Origin of the sequence: Modestobacter italicus (genome assembly GCF_000306785.1) — a bacterium.
GTDB lineage: Bacteria > Actinomycetota > Actinomycetes > Mycobacteriales > Geodermatophilaceae > Modestobacter > Modestobacter italicus.
This window is the reverse complement of record NC_017955.1, coordinates 499,870-516,542: the sequence shown is the minus strand read 5'-3', so window position 1 is coordinate 516,542 and position 16,673 is coordinate 499,870. Positions and strand designations below refer to the sequence as shown.

The window sequence follows — 16,673 nt, the reverse complement described above, 5'->3', positions numbered from 1 at the left end:
GAGTCGCCTCGGAACCACCGAGAAGAGAGGTTACCAGCGCCTGCAGGCGTCCCCCCACACGGGTGGGGGGACGCCGTCGGATCAGGCGTGGACGACGTCCCGGCGGGGTGCGGTCGGCGCGGTCGGGCGGCGGCCCGGCAGCAGCGTGACCAGCACGGCGAGGGCGCCGGCCAGGGTGGCGAGGACCAGCGCACCGGCCACGCCGAACTCGGTCTCGATGAGCGCGCCGCCCACGGCGGCCCCGATCGCGGAGGCACCAAAGGAGACCGTCGACAGCCAGGTGAACGCCTCGGTGGTGGCCGACGCCGGGGCGATCGAGCCGACCAGCGAGCTCTGCACGGTCAGCGTCGGGGCGATCGCCGTCCCGCCGAGGAACAGCAGGACGCCGAGCAGCCACGGGCTGGACACCGCGGCGAGCGGGGCCAGGCCGACGGTCACACCCAGCAGCCCCCACCGGTACTGGCGGGGCAGCGTGGCGCTGATCATCCGCGCGCCGAACCAGAGACCGCCACCGGCCGAGCCGAGCGCCCAGACGGCGAGCAGCAGGCCGGACATTCCCGGGGCGCCGGCGGCGTCGGCGAAGGCCGGGACGGCGACCTCGAGCGCACCGATGCCCAGCATCAGCGCGGTGCCGCTGAGCAGGATGCGCGGCATCCCAGGCGTGGTCACCGTCGCGAACAGCGGCCGCCGCTGCGCCGACGCCGGGACCCAGGCGCGCATGGCCGCACTCGTGGCGATGCCCAGCGCACCGGCGACGCCGAGCACGCCGGCGACCGCGAGGGCGATCGACGGGCTGGCGACCAGGGCGAGGACGGCGACCAGCGACGGGCCGGCGACGAACACCAGCTCGGTGGCCGTCGCGTCCAGGGCGTAGGCGGTGGGCCGCACGCGCGGGTCGACCCGGGACCACAGGGCACGCACGGTGCCGGAGACCAGCGGGGTGCTCGCGCCGACCGCGCCGGCCGCGGCGAGCAGCGCCCACACCGGGGAGCCGACCAGGACGACGATCGCGGCCAGCGTCAGCAGCAGCGGGTACAGCGCGGACTGCGCGAGGAGCACGCCGCGCGGGCTGCGACGGTCGGCCAGCCGCCCGAGCACCGGGGCGACGAGGGCGGTGGCGATGCCGTAGGTGGCCGAGACACCGCCGGCCACCGCGTACGAACCGGTCTGCTCCTGCACCATGAGGAGCAGCGCGAGCGGCACCATGGACGACGGCAGACGGCCGGCGAAGCCGGAGAGCAGGAGCACCGGGGCGGACGGCAACCGCCACACGGTGAGGTACGAACGCATGACTGTGCTCACTTCAGGTTGTGCGAGAAGGGAATCTGTAGGGGGTCAACGCTCGTTGAGTCCCTACAGATTCCGAAGGCTAGCACGGGCGTAGGGAGCCAAATGGACTACGACACCTACGGGTCCAACGCGGTGGAGCTGGCGATCGACCTCGCCAACGCCGACCGCGACGACCCGGGCTGGGTGCGGGCGTTCCTCGATGCCCACACCGAGTGGTTCACCGAGGGCACCTCGCTGACCCTGCCGGAGCAGGACGCCGGGCAGGTGGCCCAGACGGCGACGCTGGTCCGCGACGTCGCCCTGGCCGAGAGCGAGCCCGACGTGATGGCCCGCCTCAACGCCCTGCTGGCGCTGGCCTCCCCCCGGCCCTACGCCACCGACCACGACGGCGAGCTGCACCTGCACTACGCCCGTCCGGACGCCGGTGCGGTCGAGCAGCTGACGACGACGGTGGCGATGGGCCTGTCGCAGGTCGTCGTCCAGCACGGCTGGCAGCGGCTGGGCGTCTGCTCGGCCGAGGGCTGCGGCAACGTCTACGTCGACACCTCGCGCAACGCCAGCCGCCGCTACTGCTCCAACACCTGCGCCAGCCGCTCGACGGTCGCCGCCTACCGGGCCCGCAAGCGCGCCTGACCCCTTGGAGGTGGAGTGCCAGCGCTCGGAAAACGATGCGCTCGCACTCCACTAGCGTCCGCGGCATGAGCTCACCGCGCCGCTGGGACGCCGCCCTGCTGGCGCGCGTCGGCCGCCTCCCGACGACGCGGGTCGACCGGTGGCTGCGCAAGCTGTCCACCTTCGCCGACCACGGCAAGCTCTGGGCGCTGATCGGTGGGCTGCTGTCGTTGCAACGTGGGCGGCCGCGGCGGGCAGCGGTGCGCGGGGTCGGCTCGCTCGCACTGTCCAGCGCGATCGTCAACGTCGTCCTCAAGCGCCTCTTCCAGCGAGGCCGGCCGGATCAGGCGGCCGTCTCCCACACCCGTGCGCTCCGGCGCACGCTGGACTCGCACTCCTTCCCCAGCGGCCACTCGGCGTCCGCGGCGGCGTTCGCCACCGGCGTCGCACTGGAGAGCCCGGTGCTGGGCGCGCTGATCGCGCCGGTCGCGCTGGGGGTGGGCTACTCCCGGGTGCACGTCGGCGTCCACTACCCCGGGGACGTCGCCGCCGGCATGGCCGTCGGCAGCGCCGTGGCGCTGGCGACCCAGCGCTGGTGGCGGGTGCGGCCGGTCGAGCCGGCACGGGTGTGGCAGGCCTGGGACGCCCCGGCACTGCCGGACGGCGAGGGCCTGGTGATCGCGGTCAACCCGCGGTCCGGCCGCGAGGACTACGACCCGGCCGCCGACATCCAGGAGCTGCTGCCCCGCGCCGAGGTGCTGGAGCTGCGCGAGGACGCGGGTGTGGCCGAACTGCTCGGCGAGGCCGCGCGGTCGGGGCGCGCCCGCGCGCTGGGCGTGGCCGGCGGCGACGGCAGCGTGGCGGCGGCTGCGGCCGTCGCGCTGGAGTTCGGTCTGCCGCTGGCGGTCGTTCCCGCGGGAACGCTGAACCACTTCGCCCGCGACCTGGGCGTGGCCACGCCGCCCGAGGCCGCGAAGGCCGTGGTGAGCGGGGACGCCGTGCAGGTCGACGTGGCCGAGGTGAACGGGGTGCCGTTCCTGAACACCGCGTCGATCGGCTCGTACCCGGAGATGGTGCGGCGCCGTGACCGGCTGAGCGGGCGGATGGGCAAGTGGGCGGCGCTGACGGTCGCGGCGGCCCAGGTGCTGCGGCACGGGTCGCCGGTGGAGCTGGAGCTCAACGGGCAGCGGGTGTCGGCCTGGATCCTGTTCATCGGCAACGGCTGCTACGTGCCCCGCGGACTGTCGCCGGCGTGGCGGCCGCGGCTGGAGGACGGTCTGCTCGACGTGCAGTACCTCCGCGCCGACCTGCGGTTCGGGCGCACGCGGGCGGTCCTGGCGACGCTGCTCGGGGTCTCGAACCACAGCCGGTCCTATGCGGAGTTCCAGGCGTCGGAGCTGCAGGTGCGGGTCCTGTCTGGGCCTCAGCAGGTGGCCTACGACGGCGAGACCGGCGAGACGACGTCGGAGTTCGTGTTCCGCAAGCGCGAGCGGCTGACCGTCTACTGCTCCCGGTGACGCTCGAGCTCTGCCCCCACCTGGGGGCAGAGCTCAACTGACTCCAGCACCTCTTCCCGCAGGCTCGATCTCTGCTCCACATCTGGAGCAGAGCTCGAGCCTCCGCACACGCCCCCCGTCCACAGGTACGGCGTCCGGGTGACGCGGACGAGCCGCTGAGCTGCGTAGTCTCTGAGGACTTTTTCGTTCCGAGACTGTGGGAGGACGACGAATGCGGCTCGTGCACGTGGCTGCCGCAGCGATCGCAGGCGTTGCCGTGCTCGCTGGTTGCTCAGATGGCCAGAGCGCCAACGAGACCCTGCCGTCAACCTCGGCCAGCGCAGCCCAGACCACCGCGAGCCTGCCGCCCCTAGGCCCGCCCGACCTGCCCATGCCAAACGAAGCAAGGCGAGACACTTCCGAGGGAGCCGCGGCCTTCACGGGCTACTACTTGGCCCTCATCAATCGCACCAATGCCGTCATGGATTCGCAGTACCTGCGCCAATTTGCCCGATCCTGCGAGACATGTGGCCGGATTGCGGACGAGACAGACGCAGATGCCGCCGCTGGGTACCGATACGTCGGTGGCGAACTCAAACTCGACGGCGCACTGAATGCCGCTATTACGAAGCCCGGCAATGCAGAAGCCGCCTTCCTGCTCGACCAAGCGGCCTTGCAAGTAGTCGATCGCGCAGGCACTCCCGTCCCTGATCTGAGCTTTCCAGCGCTAGACGACCTTTCCTCAGGGGCTGCAACCACCTGGGATCAGGGACTACAGAGCTGGGTCATGCAAGACCTCACCCTGGGCTAGCGAAGATGCGACTTCGCATTGTGGTGGTCGCCCTGGCTCTAGTCTGGGTCACGTTGGCGTCTACCGCAGCAGCAGCACCACCGTGCCGCCGGGGCTCGTGCCCCGACGTGAACATCGGCGAAGGTGCAATCACCGCCTCGTACGTTGACGGCGACGCCAGTTCTCCCGTTCGCTCGGCTTCGAATGCCGCGCCACCGCCGGAGCTCCCGTACCGCTGGTACCTGCGAACGTCATGTCAAGTCACGGACGAGACCCAGGGCGGTTGTGTGGCCGGCAACAACGAGTGCCCGACCGTCGAGGGTCGATTGATCTATTACTACATCGTCCTGCACCGGCGCATCCTGCTTAGCACCGGCCCAATAGACGCGGTTCCAGTACCTGCAGGAACTGCCGTGGGTGACGTCTATGGACCACTGGTGCCGGAGGGCGGCTCCTGTGTTGACGTCACGGACCTCAACCCGCCGCCGTCGCCGGACGAGGTGTTCCGCTACTTCCAGACCCTGCCGCTCCCCCAACTGACCACCCGTCAGCAGCCCCCCGGCGAGGCTCTCGTCGGCCTGCCGGTCATCTTCTTCACCGACAGCCCGACCACCCAGCTGTTCACGGTCGACATCCGCGGCTTCACCGTCGACATCGCAGCGACCGCCAGCACCTACAGCTGGGACACCGGCGACGGCGTCGTCCTCACCACGGACGATCCGGGCGCGCCCTACCCGAACGAGACCATCACCCACGACTACTCGTCGGGCACCTACACCGCTTCGCTCACCACCACCTGGAGCGCCACCTACTCCGTCGACGGCGGCGTGCAGGCCGACGTCCCCGGCACCACCACGACCCAGGGCGCACCGGCCACCTTCACCGTGCTGCAGGCGCGCACCGTCCTGACCAACCCCTACGACTGAGAGCGGCGGCGCGGCACCCAGCGGGACACGACCACCAGCAGCACCAGCGCGGTCACCGCCTCGCCGCCCTCCTCCACGAACGTCGCAATCGCCAGCGCGACCCACGGGTGGTGCAGCCGGGCGACGGCCATGGTGATCTGGTCCAGCCCGATCGCCGCAGCCGCGTAGAGACCCAGCGCCACCACGATCGGCGTCGTCCCGGGCACCGACCACGCGCGACCGGCCCACCGCAGCAGCGACAGCCCGATCGCCGTCACCAGCAGCGCACCGATCAGGGTGGCGAGGCGCCCGTCGTCCCGCTCCAGCGCCGAGTGCGAGCTCACCGCCTTGGCCACCGTCAGCGCGGCTCCCCCGGCGACCACCCCGGCCCACCACCACCGCGCCCGGCCGGCCGACCGCAGCGCCGCCAGCGCGGCGAGCACCGCCACCGCCAGGAACAGGCCGGTGGTGAACAGCCGCGGCAGCGCGCCCAGGGCGTCGAGCCGGAACAGTCGGCGGACCGTCGGATCGGGGCACGACCCGACCGCGCAGCGCAGCTCGACGACGAACCCGATGGTGAACACCAGCGCGCCGACCAGTGCCAGCGCGAGCACCCACCGGCCCCGGACGGCGGGAGCCGCGTCGAGCTCCTCCGTGGTCACTCGCCCATCATCCCGTCCAACCTGTGACAACCAGATGTCGCCACCACGACGATCCCTGCGCGATGACCCAAGGAGTCTCTGGAGGCTTTGTCAGGTTCCGCCCATGGAACATCTGGTTGACACCAAGCCTTCGCCGCTAGAAAGGAGCCATGTTCGCTGTCGTGGTCGTCGCCGTCTGGTTCACCCTCGCCGTCGGTGCCGCCCTCATCATCAGCGCGGGCATCCGGGTGGCCGACCGGCGGGCCCCCTTCACCGACCACCTGGCCGGCCTCCCCCAGGACCTCACCGTCGACGACGTCCTGGGCGTCCGCACCGCCATCTGACCCCCGCGCCAGTTCGCGCGGCGGCAGGGGTCGCTTCTCACTACGGTCGCAAGGCAGGGTTGTCCTGGCACTGACCAGGGCAGGTTCCTGCTGACGTCACCGATGGGAAGAGGTCTCCAGAATGTTGGTCCGCCGGATCGCACGGCCCATGCTCGCCTCCACGTTCATCTACGGCGGGATCCAGACCCTCCGGAACCCGCAGAGCCGCGTCCCTGGCGCCGCGCCGATCGTCGAGCAGCTCACCGAGATCGCCGACAAGCAGCTGCCGATCGAGGTCTCGCACGACGTCGAGCAGTGGGTGAAGGTCAACGCCGGCGTGCACGTCGGCGCCGGCACCCTGCTCGCGCTGGGCAAGTTCCCCCGCTTCTCCGCGCTCGCGCTCGCCACCTCGCTGGTCCCCACCACCTTCGCCGGTCACCGCTTCTGGGAGCACGAGGACCCGAAGGAGCGCTTCGGCCAGACCAGCAACTTCCTGAAGAACACCGGCATGCTCGGCGGGCTGCTGCTGGCCGCCGTCGACACCGAGGGCAAGCCGTCGGTCGGCTGGCGCGCGCGGAAGACCGCCGGCGCCGCCGCTGCCGCCGCCGAGGCCAGCTACGAGCGGGCCTCCAAGAAGGCCGCCAAGGCGCAGAAGCGCGCCGCCAAGCAGGCCAAGAAGCTCAAGTCCTGACCTGGGCAGCATGACGGCACCGCTCACGCCTGCGGGCGCGCTCCGGAGGATCGCCTTCCTCCTGGAGCGCGCCCGCGAGCCGTCCTACCGGGTCAAGGCCTTCCGGACGGCGGCCACCGTCGTCGCCGGCCTGGACGACGCCGAGCTCGACCGCCGGGTGCGCACCAAGACGCTCAAGGACCTCAAGGGCGTCGGTGACAAGACCGCGGCCGTGGTCGTCGAGGCGCACCGCGGCGAGGTCCCGGAGTACCTCGCCAAGCTCGAGGAGACCTACGCCGAGCTGACCCCGCTCGCCGACGACGCCGCCGCCCTGCGCGCCGCCCTCAAGGGCGACCTGCACGCGCACTCGGACTGGTCCGACGGCGGCAGCCCGATCCGCGAGATGGCCGAGGCGGCGATCTCCATCGGCCACGAGTACCTGGCGCTCACCGACCACTCCCCCCGCCTGACCGTCGCCAACGGGCTGAGCCCGCAGCGCCTGGAGCAGCAGCTGGACGTCGTCGCGGCGCTGAACGACGAGCTGGCGCCCTTCCGGATCCTCACCGGCATCGAGTGCGACATCAACGTCGACGGCTCGCTGGACCAGACCGACGAGCTGCTCGGCCGGCTGGACGTCGTCGTGGCCAGCGTCCACTCCGAGCTGCGGGCACCGAGAGCGGCGATGACCGAGCGGATGCTCGCCGCCGTCGCCAACCCGCACACCGACGTCCTGGGTCACTGCACCGGCCGGCTGGTGATCGGCCGCCAGCAGCGCAACGGCACGCAGAAGCCGCGGCCGGAGAGCGACTTCGACGCCGACGCCGTCTTCCGGGCCTGCGTCGAGAACGGGACGGCGGTGGAGATCAACTCCCGCCCCGAGCGGCTGGACCCACCGCGCCGGCTGCTCAGCCAGGCCGTCGAGCTGGGCTGCAACTTCGCCATCGACACCGACGCGCACGCCCCCGGTCAGCTGGACTGGCAGGACAACGGCTGCGTGCGGGCGGTGGAGTGCGGCGTCCCGGCCGACCGGGTGATCAACACCGGGACGGCGGAGCAGCTGCTGGCGCGCACTCACGGCCGCGGGTAGCGCAGCCTGCAGATGTCGGCCTCGTCCCGCTGGCCCAGGTCCTCCTCGGCCACGCACTGGGCACACGACGTCAGGTCCGTCCGGTCGGGGCGTGGGTGCAGGTCGGTGGGGTGCGCGCAGCGGGCGCACTCGAACCGCGGCGGGCCGTCGGGCGCGACGGTCGGCGGCGGGGAGGCCGGCCAGCCCCGGGGACGACGCCACGGCCAGGCCACGGCTCACCGTCCCACGGCGGGCGCCGGGTCACTAGGTTCCGCGGCATGACGGTGCTCGACTGGCTGCTCGACTCCGCCCCGGCGATCCGCTGGCAGGTGCTGCGGGACCTGACCGACGCACCGGCGGACGCCGTGGCCGCCGAGCGGGCACGGGTGGCCGCCGAGGGCTGGGGCGCGCGGCTGCTGGCGCTCCGCGACCCGGACGGTCAGTGGGCCGGCGGCGCGTGCTTCCCGGCGTCCGGTTGGGACGGCGAGGGCGGCCAGCCCTGGACGCCGACGCTGCCCACCCTGGCGCTGCTCCGCGAGTTCGGGCTGGACCCGGCGTCGGAGCCGGCCCGGGAAACTGTCGCGCTGGTCCGGGAGAACTGCCGCTGGGAGTACGACGGCGCACCGTTCTTCGCCGGCGAGGTGGAGGCGTGCATCAACGGCCGCGTCGTCGCGCTCGGCGCCTACTTCGGTGAGGACGTCGAGGCCGTCGTCCAGCGGCTGCTCGCCGACCAGCTCGATGACGGCGGCTGGAACTGCTGGACCGAGCACGGCTCCACCCGCTCGTCGTTCGACTCGACGATCAACGTGATCGAGGGGCTGCTCGCGCACGAGCAGGCCGGTCACGGCACCCGGCAGACCACGGCCGCCCGGCGCCGCGGCGAGGAGTACCTGCTGGAGCGGTCGCTGTTCCGCCGGAAGAACACCGGCGGGCCCGCGCAGGACGGCTACCTGCAGCTCTCGTTCCCGCCGCAGTGGCACCACGACGTCCTGCGCGGGCTGGAGCACTTCCGGGTCGCCGGCGGCAGCCCGGACGAGCGGCTGGCCGAGGCGGTCGCGGTGGTGCGCGGCAAGCAGCAGCCCGACGGTAGGTGGCTGCTGGAGGACACGTACGCCGGCGCCGTGCACTTCCCGCTCGAGGACGGCGACGGCCGGCCCAGCCGCTGGAACACCCTGCGCGCCCTGCGGGTGCTGCGCTGGTACGACGGACAGGTCGGCTGAGGCGGTGACCTGGCTGTGGTTGCTGGACCTGGCCGGTGCCGCCCTGCTGCTCGCCGTCCCGACGTGGCTGACCCTCCGCCGGGCGGGCGGCCGACGGGTACCGCTGATCGGCGTCGGCGAGGTGCGGCCGCCGTGGTGGTCCATGGGCGCCCTCTTCCCGGCCCTCGTCCTGCTGGGCTACGGCAGCCGCGGGCTCTCCGGTGACGGTCCGACCTGGTCGCTCTACTACCTCGGCACTGGGGTTGTCTCCTTCGCCGTGCAGGCACTCGTCGTGACCCGGCACAACCGCCGCATCCCAGCGGCCGCGGAGCAGTAGCCACCAGCTGACAGACACGCCGTCGCGTCACTACTCATCAAGTGTGTACTCGTCGTGTAGACATCACGCATGTCGCTGACCGAACTCCATCTCGCGCTCCTGGCGGGAGCGCCACGCCACGGCTACGACATCAAGCAGGAGCACGACGCGTGGTTCCCGGACAGCCGGCCGCTGCCGTTCGGCCAGGTCTACGCGACCCTGGCGCGGCTGCAGCGGGACGGGCTGGCCGAGGTGGTCGAGACCCGGGTCGACGGCGGCCCCGAGCGCACCGTCTACGCCCTCACCGACGCCGGCAACGAGCGGCTGCAGGCGTGGCTGGCCGAGCCCGCGCCGCCGACCGGGACCGGCGCGGAGGAAATCGTCCGCAAGACGATCGCCGCGCTGCACACCGGCATCGACGTCCAGGGGCACGTCGCCCGCCAGCGCGCCACGCACCTGTGCCGGATGCGGGAGCTCGGCCAGGTGCCGCCCGGCGCGGGCCCGGCCGAGCGGCTGGTCCGCGAGCACCTGATCGCCCACCTGGACGCCGACCTCCGCTGGCTGGACCTGGCCACCGAACTCCTCCGCTCCTCCCCCGTCCCGCCTGAGAGGACCAGCTCATGAGCTCGACCGTGCTCACCCTGTCCGGGGTCAGCCACTCCTACGGCCGCACCCAGGCGCTGCGCGACGCCACCTTGTCCGTGGCGCCGGGTGAGGTCGTCGCGGTGACCGGCCCCAGCGGCTGCGGCAAGTCCACCCTGCTGCTGCTCGCCGCCGGGGTGCTCCGTGCGCAGACCGGACGGGTCGTCGTCGCCGGCAGCGAGCTCTCCGGCGCCGACGACACCGCCCGCGCGGTGGTGCGCCGGCGCTCGGTGGGCCTGGTGCTGCAGTTCGGCCAGCTGGTGCCCGACCTCCCGGTGCTGGACAACGTGGCCCTGCCGCTGCTGCTGGAGGGCCACCCCGCGGACGACGCCCGGGCGGCGGCCGCCGGCTGGCTGGACCGCGTCGGCCTGGCCATCGGCCCGGACACCCTGCCGGCCCAGCTCTCCGGGGGTCAGGCGCAGCTCGCCGCCGCCGCCCGCGCCCTGGTGCACGGGCCGGCGCTGCTGCTGGCCGACGAGCCCACCGCCAGCCTGGACACCCGGTCGGGTCGCGCGCTGCTGGACCTGATGCTCAGCAGCACCGTGAGCGCCGGCGGAGCGGTCCTGCTGGTCACCCACGACAACATCGTCGCCGCCCGCGCCGACCGCGAGGTCCGGCTCCGCGGCGGCGTCATCGAGCACGAGGTGGCCCTCTCGTGAACACCGCGACCGCCTGGCTGATCGGTCGTCCCCGCACGTCGTCCGGCCGCTCCCGCGCCCTGCTCGTCGCCGGCGGCAGCGCCACCGGCGGGGGGCTGCTCATCGCTGCGGCCGCCGTGCTCCGGGTGCCGGGCCAGCAGGTCGAGTACCTGCCGGACGGCGGCATCGCCTACCTCACCCCGCCGGGCGGCTACTCGTCGCTCGTCGTCCAGGCGGGGCTCCGGCCGGGCGTGCTCACCGGTCTCCTGCTGCTGGTGCTCCCGGCGCTGGCGCTGAGCTGGCAGGCGGTGACCACCGGCAGCGCCCGGCGGGCCGCCGTGCACGAGGCGCTGCGGATCAGCGGCGCCGCCCCCGCCGACCTGCGCCGGGTGGCGGTGGTCGAACCGGCGGTCGCCGGGTTCCTCGGCGGGCTGCTCGCCGGTGGCGTCTACCTCACGCTCTGGCTCCTGCTGCACGTCGCCGCGCCGCCCAGCGCTCAGCTGCTGCCCGGCCTGTCGCCGCTGGACGGCGTCGCCTGGCTGGTGGTCGCCGCGCTGACCACGCTGGTCGGCGGTGCCGCCGGCGCGCTCGCGGCCGCACCGCGGCGGCGTCGTCCGGTGCGGGCCTGGCCGCGGTTGCTGGCCGTGGCGGTCGGCATAGCCGCCCTGGTCGCGGTCGTGGCCGCGCCCCGGGACACCTCCCGGCCTGGCATCGCGACCACCCTCACCTGCGCTGCGCTCGTCGTCCTGTCGCTGGGCCTGCTGTCGACCGGCTCGCTGTGGGTCAGCGCCCGGGCGCGCCGGCTGGCCCGCTCGGGGACGGCGGTCGACGTGCTCGCCGCCGGCGGTCTGCGCACGCTGGCCGGGCCGGCCGGACGGACGGCGGGCACCACCTGCGTCGCCGGTCTCGCGCTCGGCGTGGTCGGCGGCCTGACCGGCCAACTGTTGGAGCCGCAGCACTCGCTCACCGAGTCGCTGCCCGGCGTCCTCTTCGCCGTGCTGGCCGGCGTCCTCGCGGTGCTGGCGGCGGCGGTCTCCCTGGCCCTGGCGGCCACCGACGACCTGGTGACCACCCGCCGCGCGGTGGCGTCGACCGCCGCGTTGGGTGCCGACCCGGCGGTGCTCGAGCAGGTGCAGCGCCGCCGGCTGGCCGTCGTGACGACCGGGCCGCTGATGGCCGGGGTCCTGCTCGGCAGCCTCTACGCCCTGGGCGCGCAGTCACCGATCGCGCTCGGCACGGTGCTGCTGACCATCGCGCTCGCGCTGCTGTTCGCCCGGGCGCTGACGGCCGGCGTCACCCGGGCGCTGCGCCCGCAGCTCACCCGCGCCGCCGCGCCGTCGTCCCTGCGGGTGGCCTGATGCGCGCCCGGGCCGGGGACGAGGTCGAGTCCGCCTCTGTCACCGCGGCCCGGCAGCTGGCCGAGGAGGCGCAGTCTCGGGTGCCGCGCCCTGCGGCCCGGCGGAAGCGCCGGCGCACCGACGGTCGGCCCGGGGTCGCAGCTCCGGGGCAGGACGACGCCGGCCGTGGCTGACCGGCCCGGGAAACCGCTGGTCGCGCTGGCCAGACTGGTGCCGTGACACCTCCGCAGCCCGTCGACGAGCCCATCTGGCGGGAGCTCGACCGACCGCGTGAGCCGTCGGAGCAGGAGCGCCGACTGCTCATCACGTTGGCCGCGGCGGTCGACGAGCCGATGCTGCACGCCCAGGTCGCGACGGTTGTAGTGGACGCGACCTGCCGCTGCGGGTGCTCGTCGGTGCGGCTGTGCAGCGGGCAGCCGGCCATCCCGACCGAGCGGATCGTGCAGCTGTCGGGCACCGGCCGCCCCGACCACTTCGCCGTGTCCGCGACTTCCCGCGGCCGGGTGGACGTCGTGCTGCACGTCATGCACGGCCGGGTCGTCGAGTTGGAGGTCTACGACCACAGGGACGGCGACGGCCGCGCCGTGCCGCTGGACGACGTGCTGGACCTCGGCGACGTCTCCGTCGACTGAGCGCTCACCCACTCACTCCTGCCGGTGGCTGCCGACTCCTGCGCCGCCGGCTGGCGACGGCCAGGACCAACACCTCGACCACGACGGATCCGAGGAACATCGTGACAGCCCAGACCCAGGCGCCGTCCACCACGAGATCGAGGACGACGATCGTCGTGACCACGGTCAGCGCCACGCTGGCGGCCGTGGTCCACGACGGCTCGTCGGCCCCGGTCACCGCGGGCCCTGGTTCAGCTCGGACTTCTTGACCCGGCGTGCCGCCTGCCAGGTCCCGACCGCGCACAGCACCGTGCTCACGGCAGCGACGACCGTGATGACCACGCCCAGGTCCACCGCCAACGCCGCCACGAAGAGGCCCGCGCCGACGACGGTCATCACCGCGCGCGTCCGGACCTCGGCCCGGTCGGACGTCGGGCGCGCCTCGGTTGCCGGTCGCTCTCCTGCGTCCTCCGCCTGCATCCGCCGGTGGAGCTGCCGGTTGGCCCAGACGCAGAACGCGAACATCGCCGCGCCGATCAGGCTGATCATCAGGTGACCGGCGGGGACGGCGGCCGGGGCGAACCAGCCGGCGACCGCGACGAAGGCGCTCGGGACCATCGCCACCCAGGTCGCGAGGTAGCGCACCCGGTAGGAGGCCCCGGCGGGCGCGAACATCTTGTCGGGGAGGGACATCTGCGGTCCTTCGGTCAGGTCCCCCAACCAGCGCGACGCCGGGAGCGTCACACGCACCCTCGGGCCCCCGCAACAGGAGATCATCCGCCGGTGACCCGGCAGCGTGAGCCATGAGGAAGGTCGCCGTCGCCCTCGGATTCCTCGGCGCTGCGCTGGTCGCTGTGCTGTTCTGGGCGATGTTCGTCTACGACGGGCGCAAGGACCTCGACCTCAGCCCCTGGGCCTCGCCGCAGGACCCGTGGACGCGGTCGGTGATGCCGGGAGCCCGCTGGGCCACCGATGAGCTGTGCGACGAGGCGATGCCGTGCATCCAGGCGGTCACCTCCGAGACGGTGACCCTCTACCGCTTCGCGGAGCGCGACCAGGCCGTCGCGGCCGCCGAGAGCTTCGGCGAGGACGGCTACCTGACCGGCTGGATGGCCGTCCGCTTCGAACCCGGCGGCCTCACCGCGGCCGAACGGGATGAGGTCGAGTACAGCATCGGCTGCATCAACACCTGGGTCAGCGAGGACGGCCGCGACTGCTGAGCGTTCAGCGGCGGTCGGCGTCCCGGGTCCTCGAAGGCCTGCTCAGCGCGGCGATGAGCAGGCCGATCATCCCGAGCGTCCAGAAGGCGACGATCCCGACGTCCCCGCGGTGGATGCCGTGGGTCTCGCTCAGCGTGACCAGGACCGGGCCCTCACGGATGTAGTCCCCGGTCAGCAGAAGGACGGCGAAGGCGGACATGACGGCCGCCGTCAGCAGCACACCCACCCACCGGAACACCGGCCGACCCTAGCGCCGGTGCGGCGGACGCACCGCTGACCGGCGCGGCAGCTGCCACAGCGCGCCGAGCGACACGTCCAGTACGGGGTCGAAGCGGTCCAGCCCGCCGCCGGGGTAGGGCGTCAGCTCGCTGAACCACACCTCGCCGTCGACGGCGTACAGGTCCACCCGGACGAAGTCGAACGCCGCGCCCAGCACCTCCGCCACCTCGAGCATCCGCGGCAGCAGCTCCGGCGCGGCGGTCACCGGCCCCGGAGCGACGTCCTCGGCGACGTCGACCGGCGTCCAGTCCGGGCGGTACAGCCGGCGCCGGTGGTCGCCGAACCGGCCGGTGTCGACCTGCACCAGCGCCACCCGGCCGCCGAACACCAGGAACTTGAAGTCCACCGGCGGCTCCCCCGACCCGAGGAACTCCTCGGCCAGCAGCACCCGCCGCGCCTGGCTGTAGACCCACTCGCCGCGGGTCCGGTACAGCGGTTCGTCCAGCCAGCCGGCGGTGATCCGCTCCAGCGCGGCGAGGTCCGGGCGGCCGTTGCCGATGTGCACCCGCATCGTGCCGTGGTTGGGCTTGAGCACCCACCTCTCCGGGAGGTCGGTGGCGGCGAACGCGGCGAGGTCCGTCCCCGACCAGAGCACGGCGGGCACCCGCACCGACGGGCACCGGGACGCCGCGTAGGCCTTCATCGCCAGCTTGTCCCCGAGCTGCCCGATCAGCGGACGGCGGTCGTGCACCACCCGCCAGTTCACCTTCTCCACGAACGTCCGCGGATCGCGTGGCGGCCAGCGGTCGTGCGCCCGGTGGAACAGCACGGCTCGCTTCAGCGGCAGCGGGAGCCGGTAGAGCCACGCCGACACGGCCACCTCCTCCGCACGCGCGCATCGGCAGCACGCATCATGGTCGTGCACAGTCTGGTCCGAGCAGCCTCGTCAACAGCGATCGAGGGTCGGCACCCCGGGTAGAGCGAGGAGAGCCGGCCCTGAACGCGACCAGCCCTGGCGTGGGGTTCCTCGCCAAGGACCCGTGGAACCCCGCCATCCGCCGCGAGCAGATGATCGCCCGGCACCTGGTGCAGCGCGGCCTGCCGGTCCGCTTCGTGCAGGCCCCGGCCGACGCCCGCCGGCTGCGCACCGACCCGGGCAACTGGTGGGCGCACCTGCACCGGGCCCGGTTCCAGAGCCCGCAGGTCGGGATCACCGTCACCGAGCGGTCCACCGTCCGGCCGGGCCTGCGCAGCCCCGCCGCCGAGCGCCTGGACGCCGGCCTGCTCGCCGCGTTCCTCCGCCGCTCAGGGTGGAACCCGGAGCTGTCGGTGTTCATGCTGCCGTGGGAGTGGCGGGCCGCCCGCGACCTGCCCGGCCGGCGGGTCTTCGACTGCACCGACGACTGGGCCCGGCTGCTCCCGCATGCCCGCGGCCTGCCCGACCAGCTGCGCCGGATCGCCGACGAGGCCGACGAGGTCGTCGTCGTCAACCCGGTGCTCGCCGGCCTCTTCCCCGGCCGGACGCCGGTCGTCGTCCCCAACGGCACCGACGAGACGCTGCTGTCCGCGCCCCGGACCGCGGAGCGGCGTGAACGGCACGCGGTCTACGTCGGCAGCATCTCCGACCGGTTCGACGTCGGCCTGGTCGCGGCGCTGCTCACCGCGCTGCCGGACTGGACGCTGTCCGTGCACGGCCAACTGGTGTTCCCGGACCGGGCGCAGGCCGCCCGGGAGGAGTTCCTCCAGCTGAGCAGACGGTTCCCCGGCCGGTTCCGCTACGAGGGCCTGCTCACCCGCGACCGGCTGGCCGACGTCCTCGACAGCGCGACCGTCGGGCTGATCCCCGACGTCGCCGGCATCGCGCTCGGCCAGTCGTCGATGAAGACCTACGACTACTGCGCGCGTGGCCTGCCGGTCGTCGCGACGGCCGGGCACCTGGAGCACTCCGCCGAGACCCCGCCGCACGTCTCGGTCGTCCGTGGCGCGCAGGAGATGGCCGCGGCGATGGTCGCCGCGGTCGACGAACCGATCGGCTGCGCGAAGGAGCGGGTCGAGTGGGCCGCCGAGCGGACCTGGGACCGGCGCAGCGACGCCTGGCTGGACGCCACCCTGGGCCGCCGTCCAGCGCGTGTGACAGGAGTGCACACCGCGGCCAGTTCGTCATGACGATCACCGTGTGTCGCCTGCCGCTGCACTCAGCGTTGCCCTAGCTTTCCGGCATGACGACCACCGCTGCTGCTCCGGTGTCCGAGACCGTCGACCCGGCGATCGCCCTCGCCGACGCCCTGCAGTCCGGCTTCGCCGCCCAGCGCTCCGGTTGCCAGCGCACCCGCACCGCCCGCTGACGCCGTCCGGTAGCACTGCGGCACCACGCAGACACCCGCCGTCCACTCGGGCGTCACCCCGGCGAGCGACGTGATCTCGATCACGTGAACGGTCCGGTCTCGCTTTTCCCAGCGCGGTGACCGCATGATCAACACGTGATCCGACTCCGCGACGGCGTCCTGGCCGGCCCCCAGCCCACGACGCGCTCCGACGCGAGCCGCACCCCCTGGCACCTGCACCGCTACAGCTACGCGGGCGCCGACTCGTTCAGCGGCTCCTCGCTCTACCGCTGCCGCTGCGGCGTCGTCCGTCCCGCCATCTGAGCTGCCGCCGCGGCAGCGGCTTGCCACAC

General features: G+C 73.3%; 23 protein-coding genes. 17 read left to right on the top strand and 6 right to left on the bottom strand.

Features of this window, described 5'->3' with window-relative positions:
* Positions 1-81: 81 nt before the first annotated feature.
* Positions 82-1,290: an MFS transporter gene (locus tag MODMU_RS02445; protein WP_041794877.1), complete on the bottom strand. Its 1,209-nt coding sequence runs from the start codon at positions 1,288-1,290 to the stop codon at positions 82-84.
* Positions 1,291-1,392: 102 nt separating this feature from the next.
* Between MODMU_RS02445 and MODMU_RS02440 the strand changes: the two genes are divergently transcribed.
* The 4 genes from MODMU_RS02440 (at position 1,393) to MODMU_RS02430 (ending at position 5,114) form a co-directional block, all read left to right on the top strand.
* Positions 1,393-1,923, top strand: a complete 531-nt coding sequence (locus MODMU_RS02440) for a CGNR zinc finger domain-containing protein (protein WP_014738580.1) — start codon at positions 1,393-1,395, stop codon at positions 1,921-1,923.
* 65 nt (positions 1,924-1,988) lie between these two features.
* Positions 1,989-3,419: a bifunctional phosphatase PAP2/diacylglycerol kinase family protein gene (locus MODMU_RS02435; RefSeq protein WP_014738579.1), complete on the top strand. Its 1,431-nt coding sequence runs from the start codon at positions 1,989-1,991 to the stop codon at positions 3,417-3,419.
* Between the two features lie 211 nt (positions 3,420-3,630).
* Positions 3,631-4,209, top strand: coding sequence for a DUF6318 family protein (locus MODMU_RS28285; protein ID WP_166503375.1), 579 nt, complete (start codon positions 3,631-3,633; stop codon positions 4,207-4,209).
* Between the two features lie 266 nt (positions 4,210-4,475).
* Complete coding sequence (locus MODMU_RS02430) at positions 4,476-5,114, top strand: hypothetical protein (RefSeq protein WP_231851747.1); 639 nt, start codon at positions 4,476-4,478, stop codon at positions 5,112-5,114.
* Here MODMU_RS02430 and MODMU_RS02425 read toward each other — a convergent pair.
* Positions 5,105-5,755: a hypothetical protein gene (locus tag MODMU_RS02425; protein WP_014738576.1), complete on the bottom strand. Its 651-nt coding sequence runs from the start codon at positions 5,753-5,755 to the stop codon at positions 5,105-5,107. The genes MODMU_RS02430 and MODMU_RS02425 overlap by 10 nt on opposite strands.
* A 149-nt stretch (positions 5,756-5,904) precedes the next feature.
* On the opposite strand from MODMU_RS02425, the gene MODMU_RS28280 reads away from it, so the two are divergent.
* From MODMU_RS28280 to MODMU_RS02380, 9 genes are all read left to right on the top strand, one after another.
* A complete protein-coding gene (locus tag MODMU_RS28280) occupies positions 5,905-6,078 on the top strand; it encodes a hypothetical protein (protein WP_014738575.1) in 174 nt (57 codons plus the stop codon).
* Between the two features lie 148 nt (positions 6,079-6,226).
* Positions 6,227-6,748 carry a DoxX family protein gene (locus MODMU_RS02420; protein WP_051144104.1) on the top strand — a complete coding sequence of 174 codons (522 nt, stop codon included), beginning with the start codon at positions 6,227-6,229 and terminating at the stop codon, positions 6,746-6,748.
* Positions 6,749-6,758: 10 nt separating this feature from the next.
* Positions 6,759-7,814: a PHP domain-containing protein gene (locus tag MODMU_RS02415; RefSeq protein ID WP_014738573.1), complete on the top strand. Its 1,056-nt coding sequence runs from the start codon at positions 6,759-6,761 to the stop codon at positions 7,812-7,814.
* Positions 7,815-8,071: 257 nt separating this feature from the next.
* Positions 8,072-9,013 (top strand): hypothetical protein, encoded by a 942-nt coding sequence (locus tag MODMU_RS02405; RefSeq protein ID WP_014738571.1) that lies wholly within the window; start codon positions 8,072-8,074, stop codon positions 9,011-9,013.
* A 4-nt stretch (positions 9,014-9,017) separates the two neighbouring features.
* Entirely contained in the window at positions 9,018-9,329 is a 312-nt protein-coding gene (locus MODMU_RS02400; RefSeq protein WP_014738570.1) for a hypothetical protein, read from the top strand.
* A 69-nt stretch (positions 9,330-9,398) separates the two neighbouring features.
* Positions 9,399-9,932 (top strand): PadR family transcriptional regulator, encoded by a 534-nt coding sequence (locus MODMU_RS02395; protein WP_014738569.1) that lies wholly within the window; start codon positions 9,399-9,401, stop codon positions 9,930-9,932.
* Positions 9,929-10,609 (top strand): ABC transporter ATP-binding protein, encoded by a 681-nt coding sequence (locus tag MODMU_RS02390; RefSeq protein WP_014738568.1) that lies wholly within the window; start codon positions 9,929-9,931, stop codon positions 10,607-10,609. Before MODMU_RS02395 ends, MODMU_RS02390 begins: the two co-directional genes overlap by 4 nt.
* On the top strand, positions 10,606-11,946 hold the full coding sequence (locus MODMU_RS02385) for a hypothetical protein (RefSeq protein WP_014738567.1): 1,341 nt from the start codon (positions 10,606-10,608) through the stop codon (positions 11,944-11,946). Before MODMU_RS02390 ends, MODMU_RS02385 begins: the two co-directional genes overlap by 4 nt.
* A 215-nt stretch (positions 11,947-12,161) precedes the next feature.
* Positions 12,162-12,578 carry a hypothetical protein gene (locus tag MODMU_RS02380; RefSeq protein WP_014738565.1) on the top strand — a complete coding sequence of 139 codons (417 nt, stop codon included), beginning with the start codon at positions 12,162-12,164 and terminating at the stop codon, positions 12,576-12,578.
* 4 nt (positions 12,579-12,582) lie between these two features.
* On the opposite strand, the gene MODMU_RS02375 is transcribed toward MODMU_RS02380, so the two are convergent.
* Positions 12,583-12,753 (bottom strand): hypothetical protein, encoded by a 171-nt coding sequence (locus tag MODMU_RS02375; RefSeq protein ID WP_166503374.1) that lies wholly within the window; start codon positions 12,751-12,753, stop codon positions 12,583-12,585.
* A gap of 38 nt (positions 12,754-12,791) precedes the next feature.
* On the bottom strand, positions 12,792-13,250 hold the full coding sequence (locus MODMU_RS02370) for a hypothetical protein (RefSeq protein WP_014738563.1): 459 nt from the start codon (positions 13,248-13,250) through the stop codon (positions 12,792-12,794).
* Positions 13,251-13,360: 110 nt separating this feature from the next.
* Between MODMU_RS02370 and MODMU_RS02365 the strand changes: the two genes are divergently transcribed.
* Positions 13,361-13,777 (top strand): hypothetical protein, encoded by a 417-nt coding sequence (locus tag MODMU_RS02365; RefSeq protein ID WP_014738562.1) that lies wholly within the window; start codon positions 13,361-13,363, stop codon positions 13,775-13,777.
* A 4-nt stretch (positions 13,778-13,781) separates the two neighbouring features.
* Here the strand turns inward: MODMU_RS02365 and MODMU_RS02360 are convergent, their stop codons facing one another.
* Positions 13,782-14,015, bottom strand: a complete 234-nt coding sequence (locus MODMU_RS02360) for a hypothetical protein (RefSeq protein ID WP_041794876.1) — start codon at positions 14,013-14,015, stop codon at positions 13,782-13,784.
* Positions 14,016-14,024: 9 nt separating this feature from the next.
* Positions 14,025-14,870, bottom strand: coding sequence for an ATP-grasp fold amidoligase family protein (locus MODMU_RS02355; RefSeq protein ID WP_014738560.1), 846 nt, complete (start codon positions 14,868-14,870; stop codon positions 14,025-14,027).
* A gap of 143 nt (positions 14,871-15,013) precedes the next feature.
* On the opposite strand from MODMU_RS02355, the gene MODMU_RS02350 reads away from it, so the two are divergent.
* The 3 genes from MODMU_RS02350 to MODMU_RS28275 all read left to right on the top strand — a co-directional run bounded on the left by MODMU_RS02350 (position 15,014) and on the right by MODMU_RS28275 (position 16,644).
* Entirely contained in the window at positions 15,014-16,162 is a 1,149-nt protein-coding gene (locus tag MODMU_RS02350) for a glycosyltransferase family protein (RefSeq protein WP_014738559.1), read from the top strand.
* 53 nt (positions 16,163-16,215) lie between these two features.
* Complete coding sequence (locus tag MODMU_RS29895; RefSeq protein ID WP_014738558.1) at positions 16,216-16,341, top strand: hypothetical protein; 126 nt, start codon at positions 16,216-16,218, stop codon at positions 16,339-16,341.
* A 135-nt stretch (positions 16,342-16,476) separates the two neighbouring features.
* Positions 16,477-16,644: a hypothetical protein gene (locus MODMU_RS28275; protein ID WP_014738557.1), complete on the top strand. Its 168-nt coding sequence runs from the start codon at positions 16,477-16,479 to the stop codon at positions 16,642-16,644.
* Positions 16,645-16,673: the final 29 nt, after the last annotated feature.

Coding starts and splice junctions, on each gene's coding strand:
- MODMU_RS02445 (WP_041794877.1), bottom strand. CDS start 1,290: ATGCGTTCGTACCTCACCGTGTGGCGGTTGCCGTCCGCCCCGGTGCTC.
- MODMU_RS29895 (WP_014738558.1), top strand. CDS start 16,216: ATGACGACCACCGCTGCTGCTCCGGTGTCCGAGACCGTCGACCCGGCG.
- MODMU_RS02395 (WP_014738569.1), top strand. CDS start 9,399: ATGTCGCTGACCGAACTCCATCTCGCGCTCCTGGCGGGAGCGCCACGC.
- MODMU_RS02440 (WP_014738580.1), top strand. CDS start 1,393: ATGGACTACGACACCTACGGGTCCAACGCGGTGGAGCTGGCGATCGAC.
- MODMU_RS28285 (WP_166503375.1), top strand. CDS start 3,631: ATGCGGCTCGTGCACGTGGCTGCCGCAGCGATCGCAGGCGTTGCCGTG.
- MODMU_RS02370 (WP_014738563.1), bottom strand. CDS start 13,250: ATGTCCCTCCCCGACAAGATGTTCGCGCCCGCCGGGGCCTCCTACCGG.
- MODMU_RS28280 (WP_014738575.1), top strand. CDS start 5,905: ATGTTCGCTGTCGTGGTCGTCGCCGTCTGGTTCACCCTCGCCGTCGGT.
- MODMU_RS02420 (WP_051144104.1), top strand. CDS start 6,227: ATGCTCGCCTCCACGTTCATCTACGGCGGGATCCAGACCCTCCGGAAC.
- MODMU_RS02435 (WP_014738579.1), top strand. CDS start 1,989: ATGAGCTCACCGCGCCGCTGGGACGCCGCCCTGCTGGCGCGCGTCGGC.
- MODMU_RS02390 (WP_014738568.1), top strand. CDS start 9,929: ATGAGCTCGACCGTGCTCACCCTGTCCGGGGTCAGCCACTCCTACGGC.
- MODMU_RS02365 (WP_014738562.1), top strand. CDS start 13,361: ATGAGGAAGGTCGCCGTCGCCCTCGGATTCCTCGGCGCTGCGCTGGTC.
- MODMU_RS02415 (WP_014738573.1), top strand. CDS start 6,759: ATGACGGCACCGCTCACGCCTGCGGGCGCGCTCCGGAGGATCGCCTTC.
- MODMU_RS02405 (WP_014738571.1), top strand. CDS start 8,072: ATGACGGTGCTCGACTGGCTGCTCGACTCCGCCCCGGCGATCCGCTGG.